Annotated in this window: 19 protein-coding genes; 18 read left to right on the top strand and 1 reads right to left on the bottom strand. The window is 64.8% G+C overall.

Going from position 1 to position 24,575, the window contains the following annotated elements; all coding sequences use genetic code 11:
* The first annotated feature begins 115 nt into the window (after positions 1-115).
* Entirely contained in the window at positions 116-889 is a 774-nt protein-coding gene (locus BM222_RS17245; RefSeq protein WP_092229564.1) for a helix-turn-helix transcriptional regulator, read from the top strand.
* 29 nt (positions 890-918) lie between these two features.
* Here the strand turns inward: BM222_RS17245 and BM222_RS17240 are convergent, their stop codons facing one another.
* Complete coding sequence (locus BM222_RS17240; RefSeq protein WP_244547173.1) at positions 919-2,376, bottom strand: FAD-binding oxidoreductase; 1,458 nt, start codon at positions 2,374-2,376, stop codon at positions 919-921.
* Between the two features lie 660 nt (positions 2,377-3,036).
* On the opposite strand from BM222_RS17240, the gene BM222_RS17235 reads away from it, so the two are divergent.
* The 17 genes from BM222_RS17235 (at position 3,037) to rseP (ending at position 24,448) form a co-directional block, all read left to right on the top strand.
* On the top strand, positions 3,037-4,203 hold the full coding sequence (locus tag BM222_RS17235; protein WP_092229560.1) for a serine hydrolase domain-containing protein: 1,167 nt from the start codon (positions 3,037-3,039) through the stop codon (positions 4,201-4,203).
* Between the two features lie 107 nt (positions 4,204-4,310).
* Entirely contained in the window at positions 4,311-4,964 is a 654-nt protein-coding gene (locus BM222_RS17230; protein ID WP_502690899.1) for a TetR/AcrR family transcriptional regulator, read from the top strand.
* A 70-nt stretch (positions 4,965-5,034) separates the two neighbouring features.
* Entirely contained in the window at positions 5,035-5,892 is an 858-nt protein-coding gene (locus BM222_RS17225) for a DMT family transporter (RefSeq protein WP_092229555.1), read from the top strand.
* Positions 5,893-5,995: 103 nt separating this feature from the next.
* Complete coding sequence (locus BM222_RS17220; RefSeq protein WP_092229553.1) at positions 5,996-6,928, top strand: dihydrodipicolinate synthase family protein; 933 nt, start codon at positions 5,996-5,998, stop codon at positions 6,926-6,928.
* Between the two features lie 44 nt (positions 6,929-6,972).
* On the top strand, positions 6,973-7,791 hold the full coding sequence (locus BM222_RS17215; RefSeq protein ID WP_092229551.1) for a transglutaminase domain-containing protein: 819 nt from the start codon (positions 6,973-6,975) through the stop codon (positions 7,789-7,791).
* A 412-nt stretch (positions 7,792-8,203) separates the two neighbouring features.
* Complete coding sequence (locus BM222_RS17210; RefSeq protein ID WP_092229549.1) at positions 8,204-8,923, top strand: outer membrane protein; 720 nt, start codon at positions 8,204-8,206, stop codon at positions 8,921-8,923.
* A gap of 496 nt (positions 8,924-9,419) precedes the next feature.
* Positions 9,420-12,923 carry a DNA polymerase III subunit alpha gene (gene dnaE / locus BM222_RS17205; RefSeq protein ID WP_092229547.1) on the top strand — a complete coding sequence of 1,168 codons (3,504 nt, stop codon included), beginning with the start codon at positions 9,420-9,422 and terminating at the stop codon, positions 12,921-12,923.
* Positions 12,924-13,209: 286 nt separating this feature from the next.
* Positions 13,210-13,950 (top strand): carbonic anhydrase, encoded by a 741-nt coding sequence (locus BM222_RS17200; protein WP_092229545.1) that lies wholly within the window; start codon positions 13,210-13,212, stop codon positions 13,948-13,950.
* A 164-nt stretch (positions 13,951-14,114) separates the two neighbouring features.
* Positions 14,115-16,730: a caspase family protein gene (locus BM222_RS17195; protein WP_092229622.1), complete on the top strand. Its 2,616-nt coding sequence runs from the start codon at positions 14,115-14,117 to the stop codon at positions 16,728-16,730.
* 223 nt (positions 16,731-16,953) lie between these two features.
* Positions 16,954-17,943: a 30S ribosomal protein S2 gene (locus BM222_RS17190; RefSeq protein ID WP_092229543.1), complete on the top strand. Its 990-nt coding sequence runs from the start codon at positions 16,954-16,956 to the stop codon at positions 17,941-17,943.
* Between the two features lie 137 nt (positions 17,944-18,080).
* Positions 18,081-19,004: a translation elongation factor Ts gene (tsf, locus tag BM222_RS17185; RefSeq protein WP_092229541.1), complete on the top strand. Its 924-nt coding sequence runs from the start codon at positions 18,081-18,083 to the stop codon at positions 19,002-19,004.
* 61 nt (positions 19,005-19,065) lie between these two features.
* Positions 19,066-19,782 (top strand): UMP kinase, encoded by a 717-nt coding sequence (gene pyrH, locus BM222_RS17180; protein WP_092229620.1) that lies wholly within the window; start codon positions 19,066-19,068, stop codon positions 19,780-19,782.
* A 67-nt stretch (positions 19,783-19,849) separates the two neighbouring features.
* Positions 19,850-20,413 (top strand): ribosome recycling factor, encoded by a 564-nt coding sequence (gene frr, locus BM222_RS17175; RefSeq protein ID WP_092229539.1) that lies wholly within the window; start codon positions 19,850-19,852, stop codon positions 20,411-20,413.
* 13 nt (positions 20,414-20,426) lie between these two features.
* Positions 20,427-21,185 carry an isoprenyl transferase gene (locus tag BM222_RS17170; RefSeq protein WP_092229537.1) on the top strand — a complete coding sequence of 253 codons (759 nt, stop codon included), beginning with the start codon at positions 20,427-20,429 and terminating at the stop codon, positions 21,183-21,185.
* Complete coding sequence (locus BM222_RS17165; protein ID WP_092229536.1) at positions 21,182-22,024, top strand: phosphatidate cytidylyltransferase; 843 nt, start codon at positions 21,182-21,184, stop codon at positions 22,022-22,024. Before BM222_RS17170 ends, BM222_RS17165 begins: the two co-directional genes overlap by 4 nt.
* 4 nt (positions 22,025-22,028) lie before the next feature.
* On the top strand, positions 22,029-23,252 hold the full coding sequence (gene dxr / locus BM222_RS17160) for a 1-deoxy-D-xylulose-5-phosphate reductoisomerase (protein ID WP_092229534.1): 1,224 nt from the start codon (positions 22,029-22,031) through the stop codon (positions 23,250-23,252).
* Between the two features lie 44 nt (positions 23,253-23,296).
* Entirely contained in the window at positions 23,297-24,448 is a 1,152-nt protein-coding gene (gene rseP / locus BM222_RS17155) for an RIP metalloprotease RseP (protein WP_092229532.1), read from the top strand.
* The last annotated feature ends 127 nt before the right edge of the window (positions 24,449-24,575 follow it).

The raw sequence follows: 24,575 nt of genomic DNA, 5'->3' as shown, positions 1-24,575 counted from the left end.
GACCTTCGTTCGCACCTCATTGTGAGGTGCCAAGGACTATGCGAGGGCTGTTGCGCGGCAGGAAGGCCTGGTATTATCCTAGTATTGTCCGACCCTCCTTCACGCGAGTCCGTCCATGGCCGACCCACGCCGTGTCGAATTCGGCGATTTCCTGCGCTCCCGTCGTGCAAAGCTGTCGCCGAAGTCAGTGGGCCTTCCCGCGGGGCAGCGGCGGCGTACCGCAGGGCTCCGCCGCGAGGAGGTCGCCCAGCTCGCCGGCATCGGGGTGGATTGGTACATCCGCCTCGAGCAGGGCCGCACCGTCAGCCCGTCGGTCACGACGGTCGATGCGCTGGCGCGGGCGCTGCGGCTCAGCAAGACCGAGCACGCGCATCTCAGGGATCTCGCGCGCGACGGCGCGAGGGGCCCCTTCACCCGCGAGGTGGTGCCGCCGGCCATTCGGCGCCTGGTCGAAAGCCTGCCGCATCCGGCCTACATCACCGGCCGGCGCTGGGACGTGCTGGCCTGGAACGAGGCCGCCGAGGAGATCTTCGCGTTCGGGCGGCTGCCCGAAGAGGATCGCAATACGTTGCTCCTGATGATGACCGACAAGAAGGCTCGGAAATCCTACGGGGAGGGCTGGGCCGATGTCGCCAAGCGCATGGTCGCGATGTTTCGCGCCACCCACGACGTCTGGGCCGGCGATCCTGCGTTCGCGGAATTGCTGACGCGCTTGCGCGAAGGCAGCCCCGAGTTCGTCAAATGGTGGGGCGCGCACGAGGTGCACGGCACCTTGTCCGGCCGCAAGACCATGACCCATCCGACCAAGGGCGTGCTGCATTTCGAGCACGCCAGCTTTCAGGCCAATGACGATCCCGCGCTGAAGCTCGTGATCTACACGCCGGTATAGGCGTGGCGTCGCGAAGGGATTTGCGTTCGCTACGAGGGCAAGCGAGCAAACCCATCCGCGCTCCAGCCTTCGCTGCCGACGCCATGGTGCACGAAGAACAACCCGTCCGGATCGTAGCGTCGCTTGACGTCGAGGAGCCGCTGATAGTTCGGGCCCCACAATGCATTCTGCCAGTCCGACTGAAAATAATCGCACTCGTTGACATACGCACCGCTGTTCGGCGCCGCGGCGCGCAGCGCCTCCATCGCGGCGTTCACGCGGTCTCGATGCGCGCTGGCGAGAACAGGATCGGGCTTAGCAAGACCACCGAAGGTGGTCGGGCCGGATGCTGCGATAATCGCAAGAGCGAAGGCGTCGAATGCGTCCGGATGCGTCGCCGTGTTTCTTGCTTTTGCGATCACCTCAGGCGATGCGCCGAACAAGCCCTTGTTGAAATGCAGCCCGACCGCCCAGTCGCGGCTTGCGGCAAATAACGCGTCGACGAGGAGGGTCCGGTTCTCCTGATCAAGCAGCGAACTCGGCAACCAGGCCGACGTGTACGCGTGCCAGAAGGCGCCAACCTGCTCGCCATCGCCCTTCCACCAATAATCGGTCCATGGCGCTCCAGAACGCTCATCGAAGTTGGCCGCGGAGCGGGCGAACAGGCGATAAAGCCAACCGTTCCAGAAATAGCGGGCAGGCACGCCCACGACTTCAAGCGTTTCCTTGCCAGCGTAATCGTCAGGATTGGCTGCAACAAAATCGAATAGGGGCTTGAAAGCTGCGCGCGCTTCGTCCGTTGTCAGGCCTTGGAAGACCATGCGAATGTCGAGGCGGTTGTCGGGATACGCCCGGACCTGTTCGCCCCAGTGCGGATTGCACAGGCTCGTCGCGCAAAACGCGACGAAGCGGGCCAGCAGCTTGCGGTAGGCATCATCGGAGCGGGCGCGCAGCGTGGCGTTGACCGCCCCGACGGATGCGGGCAGCGGATGCGTTGCGAGCGTCAGCCGTGTGGTGACCCCGAAAGTGCCGCCGCCTCCGCCCTTGAGCGCCCAAAACAGCTCCGGCTCGCGCGTTTCATTGACCACACGAATATCGCCGTCGGCTGTCACGATCTCGGCCTCGAGCAGGCTCGCCGCCGCCGTTCCAAACCCCTTGGAAAAGTTCCCGAACCCGCCGCCCTGCACCAGACCCGCGACACCCACCGTGGTGCAGCCGCCACCTTGAACGTAACGCCCGGCCCCGGCGGCCGCCTGGTAGGCGTGGAGCCACATGCAGCCCGCGCCCGTCGTGATGGCCGGCGCCGGCTTGGAGCTTGAGCCTTGCGGAACGAAACCGTCATGAACGGTGATGGCGTCCATCTTGCGGGTCCATAACAAGAGCGAATCCGGCGCACAGGAGCCGCCAAGATAGCTGTGGCCGCGGCCCTTCACGACCAGGCGCAAATTGTGCGCTTTGGCGAAGCGCACCGCCGCGACAACGTCTGCCGAGCTCTCGGCCGCGACCATGTAGGCGCTGGGCTCGGAGCGCCAGGCCTCGAACCAGCCCGAACTTTCCGTCAGAGCGGGTTGATCACCGATGTAGAACGGATTCGCGAGGAGCTGTTTTGCTTCAGCCGGGGCGAGGTTCGGAGGCGTCACACGGGTGAGGCGTCCCGCGGTGGCTTGATTCAGCGCCGACCAGTCCGCATCGGAAGGCCAGCCAGCCTGTCCCGGGCGCGGGCGGCTGGTAGCGGCTATGCCCGCTGGCTGATTGCCGAGTGCCGGGCCTGCGGCCAGTGCGAGGGCCGTGGCTAGAAAGTCGCGACGGTTCATTCAGGTTCTCCAGGCGATGCTCGACCGATTTCTCCGCGAATTTGCGCCGAAAGCGAGCCAGGAGGGATGAACGGAGGGTGCAATGGGACCAAGATGAGAGGGCCGTGACGAATGACGACGCAGGAGGGACCAAACGGCGTGACAAGCTTCGCGCTCGCGACCAAGCTCGTTTCGATTTTGCGAGTTCCCGTGGGGAAGGATGGCAATAGAGAGAGCTGGCCTGGGCAGTAGTGCCCCTAGCACATCAGCCCATCGTTGCGGTTGAGGGTGGTAATCTTGCAATCTTTAGTGTAAGTCGTTCCCCGTCAGGGAGTGGCACGGCGAGCGAAGACGAGGCCAAAAGGAGCCAGCCGGATGAGACGTCGGCAATTCATGTCGCTGCTTGGCGGGGCAGCGCTGACGCCGATAGCCGCGACGCCAGTCTTTGCCGACTCTCAGGCGAATTGTGCGATCCCGGGCAAGCGTGACGACGGTTGGGCGGTTCCGTCTGCCGACGGAGACAACGACATCAATCATGCCGCGCTGTGCGGGATGGCCGATCGGCTCGAAAGCGCGGGCGCCAATATCCATGCCGTGCTGGTCGCTCGCCATGGCAAGCTGGCCTTCGAGCGGTACTTCAAAGGATCTGATGAGGTCCCCAGTCGCTTCTTGGGCGTTCGGGTCAGGGACATCAGCTTTGATGCCGATACACTGCATAATCTGAAGTCGTGCTCGAAGAGCGTCGCCTCGCTGGTCGTCGGGATCGCAATCGACCAGGGGCTCATTCGCAGCATTGACGAACCGGTCTTCAGCTTCTTCCCCGAATTGTCCGACCTGCGGTCCCCGGACAGGGATCGCATCCTGCTCTCACATTTGCTCACGATGTCGATGGGCCTGAAATGGGTGGAGGCGACTCCGGCGACGGGCGACGACAACGACGAGGTGCGCATGCACATGGCGAAGGATCCCTGTCGCTACGTCCTCGGCCTTCCCGTGACCGCACCGGCCGGCGAGGGGTTCTTCTACAACACCGGCGCGCTTGCGCTCGTCTCGGCGATCGTCCGCAAAGCCACTGGCCGTCCGCTCGATGAATTCGCGCGTCGCGTGCTGTTCGATCCCTTAGGCATCACCGAATTCGAGTGGAGCAGGTTCAAGGGAGACAGCGATGCCGGAGGCGGATTGCGCCTGCGGCCGCGCGACATGGCAAAGATCGGCCAACTCGTTCTTGCGGGCGGTCGCTGGAACGATCGGCAAATCGTGTCCAGGGCATGGATCGAGGCGTCGACCACATCGAAGCTTAAGGCGACCGACGGTCAGTCCTATGGATATTTGTGGTGGCTGCGGAGCACCCGGCTCAATGGGCGTGTCGTCCAGTCGATTGCCGCGCAGGGCCGCGGTGGCCAGTCGATTCGCATCGTCCCGGAGCTCGATCTCGTGGTTGCGGTGACCGCGGGATATTATCAGGACTATAGCCCTGAAGCTTTCAAATTGCAGTTCGGCGTGTTCAAGGACGTCCTGCAGGCGCTCTCGCCTCCGGCCTGACGGCGAAACGTGTCTCGCGCTCGTGATCTACAAGCCGGTATGGGGCTTGCGGGAACTTGCATCGGCTTTTGAAAACTGAGCCATACCGCTTGGGGCGAAATGCACTCTTGGATTTAACGACCGAATGGTCTATATATGTACCTATGCGACGCCAAGCCCCGCTCGAGCCGCTGCCCCGTGGCCGTCCCCGAACGTTCGACACGGAGGCTGCTGTCGAACGCGCGATGAATGTGTTCTGGACGCGCGGCTATCACGCCACGGCGCTGCCTGATCTTCTTCGTGCGACCAAGCTCTCGCGCGGCAGCCTTTACGCCGCCTTCGGCGACAAGCACGCGCTCTTCTTGCGTGCGCTTGATCGCTACATTGCCGATGCGCTCGCTCGCATGGACGTCGAATTTGCCTCCGATCGAGATCCGGTCGACGGCCTACGGGCGTACTTCGCCGGCTATGTCGAGCGCAACAGCGGCGCCAATGGCCGGCGCGGATGCCTGCTGGTCGCCACAGCCATGGAGCTGGCCGGCCGTGATGCCGAGGTCGATCGCCGCATCGCGAGCTTCTTCAAAGCCATGGAGGCGAGGGTGGCGGACGCGCTGTCCCGTGCGAAGGCCGCGGACAAGCTGGCCGCCGGCGTCGAGCCTTCGAGTGCCGCCCGGATTATCGTCTGTTTCGTCGAGGGCATGCGGGTGGTCGGGAAAACGGCACCGGCACGGATCATTTCGCAAGCCACCGTCGACGCTTTGCTCGATCGCTTCATCAGGTAGACAAGCCATGGACGTTTCCGCTGCTCGCACGCCGATATCTGGACCGAACGGTCTTGAAAGTAACGATGGCATGTCCGCCATCCAGATCGCCTGCGCCGTGGCCGTTCCATTGCTCTGGGGTTATCAGTTCGTGGTCATCAAGGTCGGCGTGACGGAGTTTCCGCCGCTCTTCTTCCTCGCGCTGCGCTTCCTGGCCATCGCGCTGCTGCTCGTTCCATTCGTCCGGCGGCCGACGCGGCAACAATTCGGCCCTGTCGCGGCGATTTCGCTTTTCTTCGGCGGACTGAATTTCGGGCTCTTCTATGTCGGTCTTGGACTCGGCTCGGGAAGCCTGTCGGCCGTCGCATACCAGCTTGCCCCGCCGTTCACCGTCCTGTTGGCCTGGCCGCTGCTGGCGGAGAAGCCATCGCTCGCAACCTCCGCCGGCGTCGTGATCGCGTTCGCCGGTGTGGCCGTGCTGGCTGCGGGGGCGGGCCTGTCGGCCAACGCACTTCCGTTGCTGCTCGTGGTCGGAGCCGCATTCGCGTTCGCGGTGTCCAACGTCTTGACCAAGCGCTATGGCCCTTTTGATCCGCTGATGCTGATGGGGTGGTCGTCGCTGCTCACGGTGCCGCAGGTGCTGTTGATGTCCTTGCTGCTTGAACATGGGCAATTGGCGAGCCTTGTCGTTGCGGATGAACGTGGTTGGCTGGCGCTTGCCTACACGATCTTCATCGGAGGGATCGTCGGGTTCGGCCTTTGGTTCTGGCTGATCGCCCGTTGCTCCATGGGCCGCATCGCGCCATTCGGCCTGCTGCTGCCGGTGTTCGCCTTGATATCGAGCGTGTTGTTCCTTGGCGACCATGTGACGCCAAAGCTGTTTGTCGGCGGACTGCTCGCGATATCAGGTGTCGCCATGACACAGGTGCGTCCGGCCGCAGGTCCGTAAGACGGACAGGGGAGGAGGACCTGGTCCGCCGAACCTCTTTGCGAAACGACGAAGTTTCGGGGTAGGTTCGCCGGCCACATCAGCAGTTGTTTGGAGCTCGCCTGTGACCATCGCTCTCAAGGGCATCATTCCCGTGATGCTGACGCCATTCACCGAAGCCAGGACGATCGACTATGCCGGCCTGGAAAGGCTGATCGAGTGGTACATTGCCAACGGTGCCGACGCGCTGTTTGCGGTCGCCCAGTCGAGCGAGATGCAGTTCCTGACGCTGGACGAGCGGGTGGCCCTGGCGCGGTTCGTCGTCAAGACGGCGGCGGGCCGGCTGCCGGTCATCGCCTCAGGCCATATCAGTGAATCCAGGAAGGACCAGCTGACCGAGCTGACGTCGATCGCGAAGACGGGCGTCGATGGATTGGTGCTGGTGACCAACCGTCTGGCCTCGCCCGATCTGACGCGGACGAGTTTCACCGACAACCTGGCTTGGCTGCTCGACCGGTTGCCCAGAGAGATGACGCTTGGCCTCTATGAATGCCCGGCGCCGTTCCGCCGGCTTCTCTCCGATGCCGAGCTGGCCTTTTGCGCAGACAGCGGACGCTTTGCGATCCTCAAGGACGTGTCGTGCGATCTTGCGACCGTGCAGCGCCGGGTCAAGCTGACGAACGGCTCCCCGCTCACGATCGTCAATGCCAACGCCGCGATCGCCTTTGACGCGATCAAGTCGGGGGCTCCCGGGTTCACCGGCGTGTTCACGAACTTCCACCCTGATCTCTACAAATGGCTGCTGACGCAACACCACAAGCATCCGGTGCTCGCGAACGAGCTTTCGGTGTACCTGGCGCTCGCGGCGATGGCGGAGCCCATGGGCTATCCGAAACTTGCGAAACTCTATCACCAACGTCTCGGCACCTTTTCCTGCATCGAGACCCGGGCGGTCGATTTCGATATCAGAGAGCGCTTCTGGGCGCTCGATGCACTGATCGACAAGATCGTGGAGGGACAGCAGGCTTTCCGCGCGAAGATCGCGGCGGCGGGCTAAGCCAGACCGATATGAAGAGCTAACGCTGGCTAGACAGGTCCTGAATGAGTGAACTGGCGTCTTCCGACTATTACACCGGCCATAGCGCGCTGACCGATCCGGGCGCTCATGCGAGTTTGATCAGCGGCCTGCCGCTGGATATCCCGGCCCTGTGTCGCATGTTGCACGGCCTGCTCGTCCACGAGGCGTGGATCGAGAGGCAGGGCTTCGACCTCGCTGCGTTCACCGGTCAAAGCCGTACCACGCTGCCTGTGTCCGACCGTCTGGATCAGCTGCTGGCGATCGACCCGCGACCGTTGACGATCGCACGGCCAGGGGAGTTGAGAGCTCTGGCAACGTGCCGGGACTTTTCATTGATGCTATGCGCGGTTTTGCGCCATCACCGCGTGCCAGCCCGCGTCCGCTGCGGTTTCGGCAGCTACTTCACCGGGCATGCCTATCATGATCATTGGGTGTGCGAGTACTGGGCGAAAGCCGAGCAACGCTGGGTCCTGGTCGATGCCGAACTCGACGAGCCCCATCGCACCGTTCTGAAATTCGATTGTGAGCCAACCGACGTGCCACGCTCGGCATTCATCACCGGTATCGAAGCGTGGCAACGATGCCGAACCGGCGCGATCGATCCGGAGCAGCTGGGTCACGGAACGACGGCAGGCTTGTTTTTTGCGCGCGTCAACCTGGTGCGCGATCTGCTCGCGCTTGCCAAGCGCGAGACCTCGGCTTGGGATAGCTGGCGCTCGGCATGCGAACCGCACCTGACGCTGAACGAAACGGAGCTGCTGCTCTGCGATGGTCTGGCGCAGCGCGGCGAGGAGGGCGCCGTCGATATCGCGTTATCGTTGCGCACTCCGCCCTGGCAATAAGAGGGCCGGGCACGCCATGGGCGCGTCGCTTCTCGACGCGCAGCGAGCGGCGAGAGTGCAATCCTGCAGAAACTGCGCGCGCCGCGTGCTCACGTTCGACGTGAACGCGAATGTGGCGAAGAGGAGCGAAAATGTGGCGACAATGGGAAGTCGCGCAGTTCCAAGATTTTCCCCATCACAGAATCGTGCGCGCGATGATGTTACGCGTGCACGCCGTGCACGTGGATGGGCTTGGAACTGCTGAAGAGTCTTGTTTCAAAGGGTTTCCGCGCAGGCGCTGCTAAACCTTCGTTAATGAAGCCCGGCCCTTTGGAGCGAACTGTTGCGGTGAGGTTACAGCAATTCCGTCGATCGCTGTTATGACGTCGCCACGGCCCGGGGGCCTAACGACGAAACTTGGAACGGGATTCAAATGAACAAGAATTTGTTGCTCGCAGCTGTGAGCCTTGTCGCGATCACCGCGACTGCACCGGCGCTGGCTGCTGACCTCGCTGCGCGGCCTTACACCAAGGCGCCCGCGATGATCGCCACGGTCTATGACTGGAGCGGCTTCTACATCGGTATCAACGGCGGCGGCGCTTCGGCTCACACGACCTGGGATCAGCGCGCTCCGCTGGTTGGCGGCGAAGGTTCCCACAACGCCACGGGCGGCACGGTCGGTGGTCAGGTTGGCTATCGCTGGCAGTCGGCGCAGTGGGTGTTCGGTGTGGAAGGCCAGGGCAACTGGGCCGACTTCTCCGGCGACAATGTCAGCGGGCTCACCGGCTTCACCGATCGCTCCAAGATCGATTCGTTCGGCCTGATCACCGGTCAGATCGGCTATGCCTGGAACAACGTCCTGCTCTACGCCAAGGGTGGTGCGGCTGTTGTCGGCACCAAGAACGAACTCCGCTTCGGCGGCGTCACGGCTGCTTCCGTCAGCGACACCCGTTGGGGCGGCACCGTCGGTGCAGGCCTCGAGGTCGGCTTCGCTCCGAACTGGTCGGTTGGTGTCGAATACAACCACATCTTCCTGTCGGACAAGGACATCACCTTCGCCGGCATTCAGACCGATCACGTCCGTCAGGACGTCGACATGGGCCTCGTCCGCCTGAACTACAAGTTTGGCGGCCCGGCGATCGCCAGGTACTGAGCAACGAACTGAGACTGACCGCTTCGCAGGAAGTGGTCTCGAAAGCCCCGGCCGCGCGCCGGGGCTTTTTTTGCGTAGATTCAGCCAGTTAACCATTTCATTTGGGTGCGGTCGAGATGGCTTGACTCCAAAGAACGAAATGAGAACAATGTTCTCCATACGTTCTGGTGATGGAGCAAACCATGTTCAGGATTTTCGTGGAAGAAGCCGCTGCACTGACGTCGATCGCGCTGTTCGTCGGAATGATCGCGATCTGGGCCCAGGTGATCCCGCAGCTCTGATCCCGCAGCGCTGGAGCAGCGGCTTTGCAAACCGGTGGTCCGGAACCCCGACGTGGCCCTTGGGGAAAAGCGGGATGAGGCGGCCGATCGGCGGCTCCGGCGTGGACTCTGGTGCGGTGAGTCCCCACCATTGGCAGGCGAGTCGGCGCGTGGGTGCATGATGCTCCTGATGCCGGCAACCGTTCCCAGATCTCACCAGAGGCCATCACGCGACCATGCCGAGCGCCGGATTTGTCCACCTTCACGTTCACTCGGCCTATTCGCTGCTCAAGGGCTCGATCAAGATCGCCAAGCTCGGCGAGCTCGCGAAGAAGGACCACCAGCCAGCGCTGGCGCTGACGGACACGGATAATCTGTTCGGGGCGCTCGAATTCTCCGACAAGATGGCGGGGTACGGCATCCAGCCGATCGTCGGCCTGGAACTCGCGATCGATTTCGGCGACCAGGATCCGAACGCGCGCAACGCACTGCCGCCCTCGCGCCTGGTGCTGCTGGCCGCGCAAGAGCGCGGCTATCGCAGCCTGATGCGGCTGAATTCGCGCGCCTTCCTCGAATCGCCTGACAGCCACGCCCCCTTCATCAAGTTCGATTGGTTCGACGGCGAGACCGAAGGCCTGATCGCGTTGACCGGCGGCCCCGAAGGGCCGATCTCGCTCGCGCTGGCCGCGGGGCAGCCCGAAATCGCGGCGGCGCGCTGTGAACGTCTCGCCGGCCTGTTCGGTGATCGCCTCTATGTCGAACTGCAACGGCACAACATCGACAAGGAACGGCGGGTCGAGGGCGGGCTGATCGATATCGCCTATTCGAAAGGTCTGCCGCTGGTCGCGACCAACGAGCCGTATTTCGCGACGACCGACGACTACGAGGCGCATGATGCGCTGCTCTGCATCGCAGGCGGCCGGCTGATCGCGGAGACCGAGCGCGAGCAGCTCACGCCCGATCACCGCTTCAAGACGCGCGCCGAGATGGCGGTGCTGTTTGCCGACATTCCGGAGGCTCTGGCCTCCACCGTGGAGATCGCCGAGCGCTGCTCATTCCGCCCGATGACGCGCAAGCCGATCCTGCCGTTCTTCACCGTTGGTGCCGCTGCGAGCACGGATGCCGCCGCGGTCGAGGCGGCCGAATTGAAGCGGCAGGCGGAGGAGGGGCTCGCCAATCGTCTGCGCGTGCACGGCCTGTCGCAGGGCACGACGGAGGAGGATTACAGCAAGCGCCTGGCGTTCGAGCTCGACGTCATCATGCGCATGAAATACGCGGGCTACTTCCTGATCGTCTCCGACTTCATCAAATGGGCGAAGTCGCAGGGCATCCCGGTCGGGCCGGGCCGCGGCTCCGGCGCAGGCTCGCTGGTGGCGTGGGCGCTGACCATCACCGACCTCGATCCGATCAAGTTCGGGCTGCTGTTCGAGCGCTTCCTCAATCCGGAACGCGTCTCGATGCCGGACTTCGACATCGACTTCTGCCAGGACCGCCGCGGCGAGGTGATCAAGTACGTCCAGGAGCGCTACGGCCGCGACCAGGTCGCGCAGATCATCACCTTCGGTACGCTGCAGGCGCGCGGGGTTCTGCGCGACGTCGGCCGCGTGCTGCAGATGCCTTATGGGCAGGTCGACAAGCTGACGAAGCTCGTGCCGCAGAATCCGGCGGCTCCTGTGACGTTGGCGGCCGCCATCGAGAGCGAACCGAAGCTGCAGGCGTTCCGCGACGAAGATCCCGTGGTGGCGCGCGCCTTCGACATCGCGCAGCGCCTCGAAGGCCTGACGCGCCACGCCTCGACTCACGCGGCCGGTATCGTGATCGGCGATCGCCCCTTGAGCGAACTCGTGCCGATGTACCGCGATCCGAAGTCGGACATGCCGGTGACCCAGTTCAACATGAAATGGGTCGAGCCGGCCGGTCTCGTGAAGTTCGACTTCCTCGGCCTGAAGACGCTGACCGTGCTCGACGTCGCGGTGAAGCTGCTCAAGCCGCGCAACATCCATGTCGATCTCGCGACGCTGCCGATCGACGATGCCGAGAGCTACCAGATGCTGGCGCGCGGCGAGGTGGTCGGCGTGTTCCAGGTTGAAAGCCAGGGCATGCGGCGCGCGCTGGTCGACATGCGTCCCGACCGTTTCGAGGACATCATCGCGCTGGTGGCGCTGTATCGCCCGGGCCCGATGGCGAACATTCCGACCTATTGCGCGCGCAAGCATGGCGACGAGGAGCCGGAATATCTCCATCCGGTGCTCGAGCCGATCCTGAAGGAGACCTTCGGCGTCATCATCTACCAGGAACAGGTGATGCAGATCGCGCAGGTGATGTCGGGCTATTCGCTCGGCGACGCCGACCTGCTGCGCCGTGCCATGGGCAAGAAGATCCGCGCCGAGATGGACAAGCAGCGCGACATCTTCGTTGCGGGCGCGGTGAAGAACGGCGTGCCGAAAGGGCAGGCCGAGACCATCTTCGAGCTGCTCGCCAAGTTCGCCGACTACGGCTTCAACAAGAGCCACGCGGCGGCTTACGCGCTGGTGTCCTACCACACCGCCTATATGAAGGCGCATTATCCGGTGGAGTTCATCGCAGCGTCGATGACGCTCGATCTCAACAACACGGACAAGCTTTCCGAATTCCGCTCCGAGGCGCAGCGCCTCGGCATCAAGGTCGAGCCGCCGAACATCAATCGTTCCGGCGCGACCTTCGAGGTCGGCGACAAAGTCATCTATTACGCGCTGGCGGCGCTGAAGGGCGTCGGCATCCAGGCGATCGAGCAGATCATCGAGGAGCGGACCAAGCGGGGGCTGTTCACCTCGCTCGCCGACTTCGCCGCGCGCGTCAATCCGCGTGCGATCAACAAGCGCATCATCGAAAGTCTTGCGGCCGCCGGCGCGTTCGACATGCTGGAGCCGAACCGCGCCCGCGTCTTCGCCGGCGCGGACTCGATTCTGGCCGCCTGCCAGCGCGCGCATCAGGCCGAGAGCATCGGCCAGAACGATATGTTCGGCATGTCGGCGGACGCGCCGACCATCATGCTGCCCCAGATCGAGCCGTGGCTGCCGGCCGAAAAGCTTCGTCGCGAATACGACGCCGTCGGATTCTTCCTGTCGGGCCATCCGCTCGACGATTACGCCACCGTGCTGAAGCGGCTGCGCGTGCAGAGCTGGGCGGAGTTTTCGCGCGCGGTGAAGACCGGCGCCACCGCCGGCAAGGTCGCGGCCACGGTGGTGTCGCGCATGGAGCGCCGCACCAAGACCGGCAACAAGATGGGCATCATGGGGCTGTCTGATCCCACGGGCCACTTCGAGGCCGTGCTGTTCTCCGAGGGCCTGGCGCAATATCGCGACGTGCTGGAGCCGGGCGCCGCCGTGCTGCTCCAGCTCGGCGCCGAATTGCAGGGTGAAGACGTCCGCGCCCGCGTGCTGCATGCCGAGCCGCTGGATGATGCCGCAGCCAAGACGCAAAAGGGCCTGCGCATCTTCGTGCGCGACACCAAGCCGCTCGACTCGATCGCCAAGCGTTTGGCCGGACCGGAAGCCGCGGGCGCGAATGGCGCGGCGCCAAAGATCGGCAGTCCCGCCATCGCGCCGCGCTCCAACGGCGATGGTGAGGTCTCGCTCGTGATGATGCTCGACCTCGAGACCGAGGTCGAGATGAAGCTGCCCGGCCGCTTCAAGGTCTCGCCGCAGATCGCCGGCGCCATCAAGGCGGTGGCCGGCGTGGTGGACGTGCAGCAGATCTAGGCGTTTCGTCGCGAACGCGGCGCGGTTGACGTGATCGTGCCGTTGCAACCGGACGATGTTTCCGGCTAGCATGCCTCCGGGCCATGATGTTCGGGGGCGTGATGCTATTGCGTGGGCTGGTGCTGCTCTTGGCAGCGGCGGCTCTCCCGGCGTTACGCGTCGACGATCGCCGAGTTGAAGCTGGCCCAATAGACCCGGCGCAGCGGCACGGCGTTCGTGACACCATCGCAGCCGCGATGTAAAACGCGTCTGCGCTGATGTCGCTGCAACGGCGGAGGAGCCAACAATGTGCGACCGATGCTCTCAAGACCGCTTCAACCAGGTGGGCCCGTCACGTCGGTCCGCGATGCTGTTGGCCGCTTCGGCGCTGAGTGTGGCCTTCGCCGGCCACGCCTTCGCCAAGGACAACAAGCCCCCGCCGAAACCGCAGAACGTGCTGTCGCCCGACGCGGCGTTGAAGCGACTGATGCAGGGCAACGCGCGCTATGTCGAGGGCGTCACGAGGCGCCATGATTTCGGGCACGAACGCGAGGCGCTGGCGGGCGGCCAGAATCCGTTCGCGGCGGTGCTGAGCTGCGCCGACTCGCGCATCGCGCCGGAATATGCCTTCGACACCGGCCGCGGCGATCTCTTCGTTTGCCGGGTCGCCGGCAATTTCGCCGGCGCCGAGACTATCGCCAGCATGGAATACGCCGTCGCCGTGCTCAACACGCCGCTGATCCTCGTGCTGGGCCATGATGCTTGCGGCGCAATCGATGCGACGCTGAAGGCGATCAAGGACGACAAGCCGCCGCCGGGACACATTCCCTCGCTGGTCGATGCAATCGCGCCGGCCGCCAAAGCCGCGATGCAGCAGGGCGGGCAGGTGCTCGACAAGGCGATCCGGCAGAATGTGATCGACAACGTCGCCAAGCTGAAATCGGCTGCCCCGATCCTCGACGCCGCGGTCGAGCAGGGCAAGCTGAAGATATCAGGCGGCATCTACCGGCTCAGGACGGGAACAGTGGAGCTGATTGCGCAGGCTTGAAGCTCAGGGCTGACGGTGATGCTTACCAGGAGCTGACGCGAGACGCCGAACCAGGGCTGCGCCATGCCGCCGCCTCAATCCGAGCCTTTCGTTCAAGCGCCGTTCAGCCGGTCGCGCGTCTCATGCGTGGTGATATCTCGACAACAATAACGGGCAAGCAAGCCATGCGCGGGACATACAAGGTCTTCCTCTGCTTCCTTCTGCCGGTCCTCCTCGTTGCCGGCGCGCTCGGCCCAGTGCGCGCGCAGCAGCAGGAAAAGCGGATCGCGCTCGTCGTCGGCAACGGCGCCTATTCGAAGTCGCCGCTGGCGACCACCGCCAACGATGCCGGCCTGATCGCGCAGACGCTGCAGGCGGCCGGCTTCGACGTGGTGGGCGCCCGCGATCTCGACGGCGACACGCTGCGCAAGAGTCTTCACGATTTCATCCAGAAGGCACAGGCCTCGGGGCCCGGCACCGTCGCCATGATCTATCTGTCCGGCTATGGCGTGCAGCTGGCCGGTGAGAACTATTTCATCCCTGTTGATTCCAACATCACGCGCGACACCGACATTCCGACCGAGGCGCTGCGCATCAGCGACTATGCCCGCCAGCTTGCCGCGATTCCGCTCAAGGCCAACATCATCGTGCTCGATGCCGCGCGCGCGCAGCCCTTCGTCGAAGGCGGCCAGCAGCCGATCGCAAGCGGGCTGGCGCTGGTCGAGCCGGACCCGAACATGCTGATCGCCTTCAATGCGGCGCCCGGCACGGTGGCACCCGAGGAGCCGGGACCATATGGCATCTATGCGCAGTCGCTGGCCGAGATGATCCGCACCGGCGGGCTGTCGCTGCCGGAGGTGTTCGACCGCGTCCGCCTGCGCGTCAACGAGACCTCCAAGGGCGCGCAAGTGCCTTGGGACGACCAGAAGATCTCCGCGCAATTCAGCTTCTTCGATCGCGCGCCCGACGCCCCGCCGCCGCAGGCCGCGCCCGACCAGGTCGCCGCGATCCGCAACAAGCCGATCCGCGATCTCGGCGCCCAGGACGCCTATGCGGCCGCGCTCGAGCGCGACACGCTGCCGGCCTATGAGGATTTTCTCGCAGCCTATCCCGGCGACCCCATGGCGAAGCGCGTCATGGCCATCGTGGCGGCGCGCCGCGAGGCGATCACCTGGCGGCGAAGCTATCGCGCCGATACACCGGACGCCTACTGGTCCTATCTGCGCCGCTATCCGCGCGGGCCGCATGCGGGCGATGCACGGCGCCGGCTCGCGATCCTGACCGCGCCGCTCGAGCCGCCGCCGACTTTCGCGATGATGGACTATGACGTGCCGCCGCCGCCTCCGGAGGAGATCATCTATGTCGACCGTCCGGTGCTGTATTTCAGCGATCCCGTGTTCGATTTCGTGCCGCCACCGCCGCCGCCGGTCTATTTCTGTCCGCCGCCGCCACCTGACTTCGTGGTGCTGCCGCCGCCGTTGCCCGTGGTCGGCCTGTTCGTGCTGCCGCAGCCGGTGTTCGTGCCGATCCCGGCGTTCTACAATCCGCCGGCCTATGTTGCGCCGCCGCCGAACAACATCATCGTCAACAACATCCACAACACCACAGTCATCAACACCGTGATCAACCAGCCAGCACCGGCACCGGCACCGGCGACGGCAGCGGGCGATCCAGCCATCACCACGACCGTGGCAGCATCCGGAAAGCCTGTCGGGGCAACGACGGCTGTGCCGCCGACCGTGGTGCAAAAGGCGGCCTTGATTCAGGAAAACAAGGCTCCGCTGCCCAAGACTGTTGCGGTCGATCCGACAACGAAGGCCGGCGCGGCAGCCTTCAAGACCAGGAGCCAACTCACGACGCAGACCGGCAGCGCTGCTGCTGGAAGTCAGGCGGGCGCGCCCGGAACCGGTAACGCCACGACGAAGCCGGGAGCCCCCGGCGCGCCGGTCACCGGCAACGCGGCCGCACCGATAGCCGGAGGCAAGACCAATCCGGTGACGGCGACCGCGCCGAGCACGGCGGATACGAAGGCCGGTGCGCCGGCCGGCCACTCCTTGCCGGTGCCCGGCCAGACTGCGCCCGCGATCAAGGGCGCGCCGCAAGCAGGAACGGCGGCCACGGGCACGTCCTCGTCGACGTCTTCGAGGAACCCGGTCGGCGGCTCTGGCGCAAGCACCAAGCCTGGCAGCAGCTCGCAGCCTGCCAACGCCAAGCTTACACCGCAGACAACGCCGTCGAATGCGCCGCCTAACGGAGGAGCGCATCCGAACATCCAGGAGCATGCCAATACGGCCAATCCTGCCAATACGGCCAATGCGCCGATAAAGCCCGGCGAGGCCAAGCTGGCTCCGGCAGGGAGGCCCGGCGTGACCACGACCAACGTGACCAACGGGAAGCCGACGCAGCCTTCGCCGCCAGTCACCGCGCACGAGCCGATCAAGCCGCAGGGCGAGCGGCCTGCAACGCCGCCGCCCGCGCAGGTCACAAGGACGCCGCCGCCACCGCCGCACCCGCAGGCGCTCGCAAGGCCGACGCCTCCGCCTCCGCCGCACGTGGCGCCGCCACCGCCGCGGGTAGCGCCCCCGCCGCCGCGGATGGCCGCGCCGCCCCCGCCACCGCGCCCGCCAGTTGCAGCCGCACGGCCCGCGCCACCGCCGCCCGTGGCCCGGCCGGCGCCGCCACCACCGCCGCGCATGGCGGTCGCGCCCCCACCTCCGCCGCGACCGGCCGCCCCACCGCCACGGCCGACTGCGCCGCCGCCAGCGGCGAAGAAATGCCCGCCCAACCAGCCCAGGTGCTAGATATCGCGCCCCCGGGTGGGGTGCCTGAAGGCTGACAGCACGGAGGAGGGTGCCAAAGCACCTTCCGGAGGCCCTTATTTCCTTGCTTCTGGCCGAAATGGCGCTATATAGCGCGCCATCTCACACGGAAGCATGGCTCACAAGGCCGTCCGGTGGCAGCCGGGGCGACAACGCTCCGTTTTGCTCACACGCTTCCGGAGGAACCAACCGGAGAATTAGAACGATGGCACTACCCGATTTCACCATGCGTCAGCTCCTCGAAGCTGGCGTGCATTTTGGTCACCAGTCTCACCGCTGGAATCCGAAAATGGCTCCGTACATTTTCGGCGCTCGCAACAACATCCACATCGTCGACCTCGCCCAGACCGTGCCGATGCTGCATGCGGCCCTCCAGGCCGTCAGCGACACGGTGGCCAAGGGCGGCCGCATCCTGTTCGTCGGCACCAAGCGCCAGGCGCAGGACGGCGTCGCGGACGCGGCCAAGCGCTGCGCGCAATATTTCGTCAATTCGCGCTGGCTCGGCGGCACGCTGACCAACTGGAAGACGATCTCGGCCTCGATCAAGCGCCTGCGTCACCTCGACGAGGTGCTGGCCGGCGGCGAAGCCAATTCCTACACCAAGAAGGAGCGTCTGACGCTCCAGCGCGAGCGCGACAAGCTCGATCGCTCGCTCGGCGGCATCAAGGACATGGGCGGTCTTCCCGACCTGATCTTCGTGATCGACACCAACAAGGAAGACATCGCGATCCAGGAAGCCCAGCGGCTCAACATCCCGGTGGCTGCGATCGTCGACACCAATTCCGATCCGAAGGGCATCACCTATGTGGTGCCGGGCAATGACGACGCCGGTCGCGCGATCTCGCTCTATTGCGATCTGATCGCGCGTGCCGCGATCGACGGCATCTCGCGCGCCCAGGGCGATTCGGGCATCGACATCGGTGCTTCGGCCCGTCCGGTGGCCGAAGATCTGCCCTCGACCGCCGGTTTCCAGGGCCTTGCCGGTCCGCGCGGCACCGCCGACGACCTCAAGAAGCTCCCGGGCGTGTCGGGTGCGATCGAAAAGAAGTTCAACGACCTCGGCATCTTCCACTACTGGCAGCTCGCCGAGCTCGATCACGACACCGCACACAAGATCGGCGAAGAAGTCGGTCTGCCGAGCCGTGCGGACGCCTGGGTGGCCAAGGCCAAGGCGCTCACCGCGGAAGCGGAATAGTCAAAACGGGCGATCGGTTGGCCGGAGCAAGTCCGGCCACCATTTCATTCAGTTGACGCGAATTCCTGAGATGGACCGCGGCGGGGGCAATTGGAGCCACGCCGCGGCGAACCGGCAGGCAAGAAGGATTTTCCAGAATGGCAACGATCACAGCTGCGATGGTCAAGGATCTGCGCGAGTCCACCGGCGCAGGCATGATGGACTGCAAGGCCGCACTGACCGAAAACGACGGCAACATGGAAGCGGCCCAGGACTGGCTGCGCAAGAAGGGCCTGTCGAAGGCCGCCAAGAAGTCGGGCCGCGTCGCGGCCGAGGGCCTCATCGGCGCGCTCACCAAGGGCAACAAGGGTGTCGTGGTCGAGGTCAACTCCGAGACCGACTTCGTCGCGCGCAACGGCCAGTTCCAGGGTCTGGTCAAGATGGTCGCCCAGGTCGCTTTCGACGCCGGTGCCGACGTCGAGAAGATCAAGGCCGCCAAGGTCGGCGACGTCACGGTGGAGACCGCGATCAACGACGCGATCGCCACCATCGGCGAGAACATGACGCTGCGCCGCGCCGCTTCCCTTGAAGTGAGCCAGGGCGTGGTGTCGAGCTACGTCCACGGTGCGGTCGTCGACGGCGCCGGCAAGATGGGCGTGATCGTCGCGCTGGAATCGCCCGGCAAGGCCGACGAGCTCGCTAGCCTCGGCCGCCAGATCGCCATGCATGTCGCCGCCGCCAATCCGCTCGCGCTCGATCCGTCCGGTCTCGATCCGGCCGTCGTGAAGCGCGAGAAGGACGTGCTGGCCGACAAATATCGCCAGCAGGGCAAGCCGGAGAACGTGATCGAGAAGATCGTCGAGTCCGGCCTGAAGACCTATTACAAGGAAGTCTGCCTGCTCGAGCAGGCTTTCATCCACGACACCGGCAAGTCGGTGGCGCAGGCGGTGAAGGAAGCCGAAGGCAAGGTCGGCGGCGCCGTGAAGATCGCAGGCTTCGTGCGCTATGCTCTCGGTGAGGGCATCGAGAAGCAGGAATCGGACTTCGCGGCCGAGGTCGCAGCGGCCAGCGGCAAGAAGTAGGCGCTGGAACACCTCCTTCCGGCGGGCCGCCGGAAGCGGCGCCCGGACGAGGAAAGTGCTCATGACTGATCCGGTCTATCGTCGCGTCGTGATCAAGCTGTCCGGCGAGTATCTCGCGGGACAGCAGGGCTTCGGCATCGACCAGCCGACCATCGACCGGGTGGCTGACGATCTGATCGCGGCCCGCCAGCTGGGATGCGAGGTTGCGGTCGTGATCGGCGGCGGCAACATTTTTCGCGGCGTCGAGGTCTCCTCGCGCGGCGTGTCGCGTCCGACTGGCGACACCATGGGCATGCTTGCCACCATGATGAACTGCCTCGCGCTCGAAGCCACCATCGAGCGCAAGGGAACACCGGCAAGGGCGCTGTCGGCCTTCGTCATGCCCGAGATTTCCGAGCTGTTCACCCGCGCCGCAGCGCACAAATACCTGGCCGAGGGCCGGATCCTGCTGCTCGGAGGTGGAACCGGCAATCCGTTCTTCACCACCGATACGACCGCCGTGCTGCGCGCGGCCGAGATCGGTGCCGAGGCGGTGCTGAAGGCAACCAATGTCGACGGGGTCTACTCCGCCGATCCGAAGAAGGACCCGTCCGCGACGCGGTTCGACCGGCTGACACATTCCCAGGCGATCGAGGGCGGCTACAAGGTGATGGATGCGACCGCCTTCGCACTTGCCCGCGAGACGTCACTGCCTATCATCGTGTTTTCGATCGCGGAGCCCGGGTCGATCGGCGCGATTCTGCGCGGCGCCGGCCACGGGACTGTCGTCGCCGGCTGATGGCTCATCTGGCGCGCCCCGAGCAAGGGGTGCGGTGAGGTCGCCGGGTTATTAAAGGAGAAACGTGATGGCCACGGGTAATTTCGACCTCAACGAAGTGAAGCGCCGCATGCAGGGCGCCGTCGCCTCGCTCAAGCACGAGCTTGGCGGTTTGCGGACGGGCCGAGCGTCGGCCTCGATGCTCGATCCGGTGCAGGTCGAGGCTTATGGCAGTCACATGCCGCTCAATCAGCTCGCGACCGTCAGCGTGCCCGAGCCGCGCCTGATCTCGGTGCAGGTCTGGGACAAGACGATGGTGAAGCCGGTGGAGAAGGCAATCGTCGATTCCAATCTCGGCCTGTCGCCGGCGACCGAAGGCCAGGTGCTGCGCCTGCGCATTCCCGAGCTCAACGAGGAGCGCCGCAAGGAGCTGGTCAAGGTCGCGCATAAATACGCCGAGGCCGCCAAGGTTGCTGCGCGTCATGTCCGCCGCGACGGTCTCGACGTGCTGAAGAAGCTCGAGAAGAATCACGAGATGTCGGAGGACGATCAGAAGCGTCACGCCGACGAGGTGCAGAAGGCGACCGACGGCACCATTACCGAGATCGACCAGCTGCTGGCCGCCAAGGAAAAAGAAATCCTCACCGTCTAAGGCCGCTTTTCCCATGCCCAACGCCGCCGCGCCCGCAACTGAAGGACCCGATCGGTCCGACGCGCCTGCGCATGTCGCCATCATCATGGATGGCAACGGGCGTTGGGCGGCCGCGCGCGGTCTGCCGCGGGCGGAGGGGCATCGCCGCGGTGTCGAGGCGCTGCGCCGCGTGGTGCGTGCCTCGCATGAGCTCGGCATCCGCTATCTCACCATCTTCTCCTTCAGCTCGGAAAACTGGTCGCGCCCGGCGAGCGAGATCGGCGATCTCTTCGGTCTGCTCCGCCGCTTCATCCGCAATGATCTCGCAAGCCTGCACCGCGATGGCGTCAAGGTGCGAATCATCGGCGAACGCGACGGGCTCGATGGCGACATCTGCGCGCTGCTGAACGAAGCCGAGGAGCTGACGCGCGACAACACGCGTCTCACGCTCGTCGTCGCGTTCAATTACGGCTCGCGGCAGGAGATCGCGAAAGCGGCGCAGAAGCTCGCGCGCGAAGTCGCCGACGGCAAGCGGGATGCCGATACGATCGACGCCGAGACGGTCGGCGCCTATCTCGATGCGCCCGACATTCCCGATCCTGACCTCATCATCCGCACCAGCGGCGAGCAGCGCCTGTCCAATTTCCTGATGTGGCAGGCCGCCTATAGCGAACTCGTGTTCGTGCCGGTCCATTGGCCTGATTTCGACAAGGCGGCGCTCGAAAGCGCGATCGCCGAATTTGCCAGGCGCGAACGTCGTTTCGGCGGCCTGGTCGCGAAATCAGCCTCGTGAGCGAATCCGACGCCGCACCGGCGGGCACGAAGCCCGCTCCGAGCAATCTCGTGATGCGAGTCCTCGCCGGACTGGTGCTGGCGCCGGTTACGATCGCGCTGGCTTATGCCGGCGGCTGGCTGTGGGCGCTGCTCGTCACGCTGATATCGATCGGGCTGTTCGCGGAATGGCTGATGGTGGTGGGCGCAGGTTCGACCGCGCTGACCGGGGCAGGGACGCTCGTCCTCGCCATGATGGGCTTGTGCGTTGCCGCCGGCGCGCTCAAGACCGCCGTCGTCGTTGGTTGCGTCGGCGGCGCGATCATCACGCTGATCGCGCGTGGCAAGTTCATGTGGGCTGCGACGGGGTTCGCCTATGCAGCGGCGGCGCTGCTGGCCTCGATCCTTTTGCGCAAGGATCTTGTCAACGGTTTCGCCGCGCTGATGTTCGTGCTGCTGGTGGTGTGGGCGACCGATATCGGCGGCTATTTCGCTGGCCGCGGCATCGGCGGGCCGAAGCTGTGGCCGCGCGTCAGCCCGAAGAAGACCTGGGCCGGTGCGTTCGGCGGCTTTGTGGCGAGCCTTGCGGTCGCATCTGGCTTTGCGGCATTCGGCATCGGCAAGGCAATTCCCCTGCTGCTGGTCAGCGCCGTCCTGTCGGTGGTATCGCAGGCCGGCGATCTGTTCGAATCCGCGGTGAAAAGGCGCTTCGGCGTCAAGGATTCCAGTCACTTAATTCCCGGTCATGGCGGGCTTCTGGATCGTCTGGATGGCTTTGTCGCCGCCATTCTCGTGGCCTGGATTATCGGCTTTCTCCGCCACGGTGTGCATAGCGCCGGAAGCGGTCTTGTGGTTTGGTGAGGATATGAGCGCAGTCCCTTTGCGTAATAACAAGCTTGCTGCGACTGATATTCGCAGCGTCACGGTCCTCGGTGCCACCGGCTCGATCGGCGACAGCACGATGGATCTGCTGCGCGCTTCGCCCGAGCGTTATCGCGTCGAGGCCTTGACGGCGAACAGCAATGTCGAGGCGCTGGCCAAGCTCGCGAAAGAGTTTTCCGCACGCTTCGTCGCGATCGCAGATGGCTCCAGGCTTGCCGACCTCAAGGCCGCACTTGCGGGCACGGCCACCGAATGCGGGGCGGGCGAAAGCGCGGTCATCGAGGCCGGCGCGCGCCCTGCCGATTGGGTGATGGCCGCGGTGAGCGGTGCTGCCGGACTGAAGCCGGCTTTGGCCGCGGTCGATCGCGGCGCCCATGTCGCGCTCGCCAACAAGGAATGTCTGGTCTGTGCCGGCGATTTCTTCATGCAGCGCGCGGCGAAAGCGGGAGCCTGCATCCTCCCGGCGGATTCCGAGCACAACGCGCTGTTTCAGGCGCTGGCATCGGGCAATCGTGACGAGTTGGTCCGCGTCATCATCACGGCCTCGGGCGGTCCGTTCCGTACCTGGAAGCCTGCAGACATCGAGCAGGCGACGCTCGAGCAGGCCCTGAAGCATCCCAACTGGAGCATGGGCCAGAAGATCACGATCGATTCCGCCTCGATGATGAACAAGGGCCTCGAGGTGATCGAGGCGTCCTATCTGTTCGCGCTGACGCCCGACGAGATCGACGTTCTGGTGCATCCGCAGTCGATCATCCACGGCATGGTCGAGTTCTCCGACCGCTCGGTGATGGCGCAGCTGGGCTCGCCCGACATGCGCACGCCGATCGCCCATTGCCTGGGCTGGCCCGACCGGATCAAGGGACCGGCGGCCAAGCTCGATCTGGCCAAGATCGGTCAGCTGACCTTCGAGGCACCCGACTTCGAGCGGTTCCCCGGGCTTCGGCTGGCCTTTGATTCGCTGCGGACCGGGAAGGGGGCGACCACCGTCTACAACGCCGCCAACGAGGTCGCGGTGGCGGCCTTCATTGCCGGCAAGATCCGGTTCGGCGCCATTGCCCGGCTGGTCGAGGCGACGCTGGAGGACTGGGTCCGCGGCGGGAACCAGGGACCCATGACCTCAGCGGATGATGCAATTTCCGTTGACCATGTTGCTCGAAATAAAGCTGCCGCCCTATTGCCTCAAATTGCCTTAAAGGCATCCTAGACAATTGGGGGCCAGGGCCTTGCGGCGCTGGATGAGGGAATTCGATGATCGACTTTTTCGTCCATAGTTTCAACACGTTGAGCCATGGGCTCCTCGGCTACGTCGTTCCCTTCCTCGTCGTCCTGACCATCGTCGTGTTCTTCCACGAGCTCGGCCATTTTCTGGTCGCGCGCTGGGCCGGCGTTCGCGTTTTGACGTTTTCGCTCGGCTTCGGGCCCGAACTGGTCGGCTTCAACGACCGCCACGGCACCCGCTGGAAGATCTCGGCGATCCCGCTCGGCGGCTACGTGAAGTTCTTCGGTGACGAGAGCGAGGCGTCCACCCCGTCGGCCGCGACGCTTGAGGCCATGTCGGCGGAGGAGCGCGCCGGCAGCTTCCACCACAAGAAGGTCGGCCCACGCGCAGCTATCGTTGCCGCCGGCCCGATCGCCAATTTCATTCTGGGTGCCCTGATTTTCGCAGGCATGGCCCTGTATTACGGCAAGCCGAGCACCATCGCGCGCGTGGACGGCGTCGTCGCTGACGGTGCGGCAGCCGCGGCCGGCTTCAAGGTCGGCGACGTCGTCGTCCAGATTGACGGCAAGCCGATCGAGAGCTTTGCGGACATGCAGCGGATCGTCGCGACGAGCGCGGGTTCGGCGCTGGTTTTCCAGGTGAAGCGCGACGGCGGGCTCGTCTCGCTGACCGCCACGCCGGCGCTGCTCGAGCGCAAGGATCCGTTCGGCAATCGTCACCAGGTCGGGGTGCTTGGGGTCGAGCACAAGTCCCAGCCCGGTGAGGCTTCGACGACGCCGGTCGGAATCGGCGAGGCGCTCAAGATCGGGGTTGAGCAGGTCTGGTTCATCATCACCAGCACCTTCAAGTTCCTGGGCTCGCTGTTCACGGGCGCTGGCAATCCCAGCGAGGTCAGCGGGGTCATCGGCATCGCAAAAATGTCGGGCCAGGCGGCCAACGCCGGGTTGCAGTTCCTCATCAACCTCTGCGCCGTCCTGTCGGTCTCGATCGGCCTGTTGAACCTGTTCCCGATCCCGCTGCTCGATGGCGGCCACCTCATGTTCTACTCGGCGGAAGTGGTCCGCGGTCGTCCGCTGTCCGAGCGGACGCAGGAGATCGGGTTTCGAATCGGACTCGCGCTGGTGCTGATGCTGATGGTGTTCTCAGCCTATAACGACATCCTGCGATTGCCGGGTTCCTGATAAGGGCTTTTTTGTGGCGTTGCTGTTGAGCAACGTCTTGGTATGAAATTGAAATTGCGGCGCGTTCTGCCGTTTGCGGCGTCGGTGAAATTGGCTACAAGCGGCTTGAACTTGGGGAATCTCCCAG

This window comes from Bradyrhizobium sp. Gha, from assembly GCF_900113735.1.
Taxonomy (GTDB): domain Bacteria; phylum Pseudomonadota; class Alphaproteobacteria; order Rhizobiales; family Xanthobacteraceae; genus Bradyrhizobium.
The sequence above is the reverse complement of the archived record's forward strand: the minus strand, read 5'-3'. Positions and strand labels throughout refer to the sequence as shown.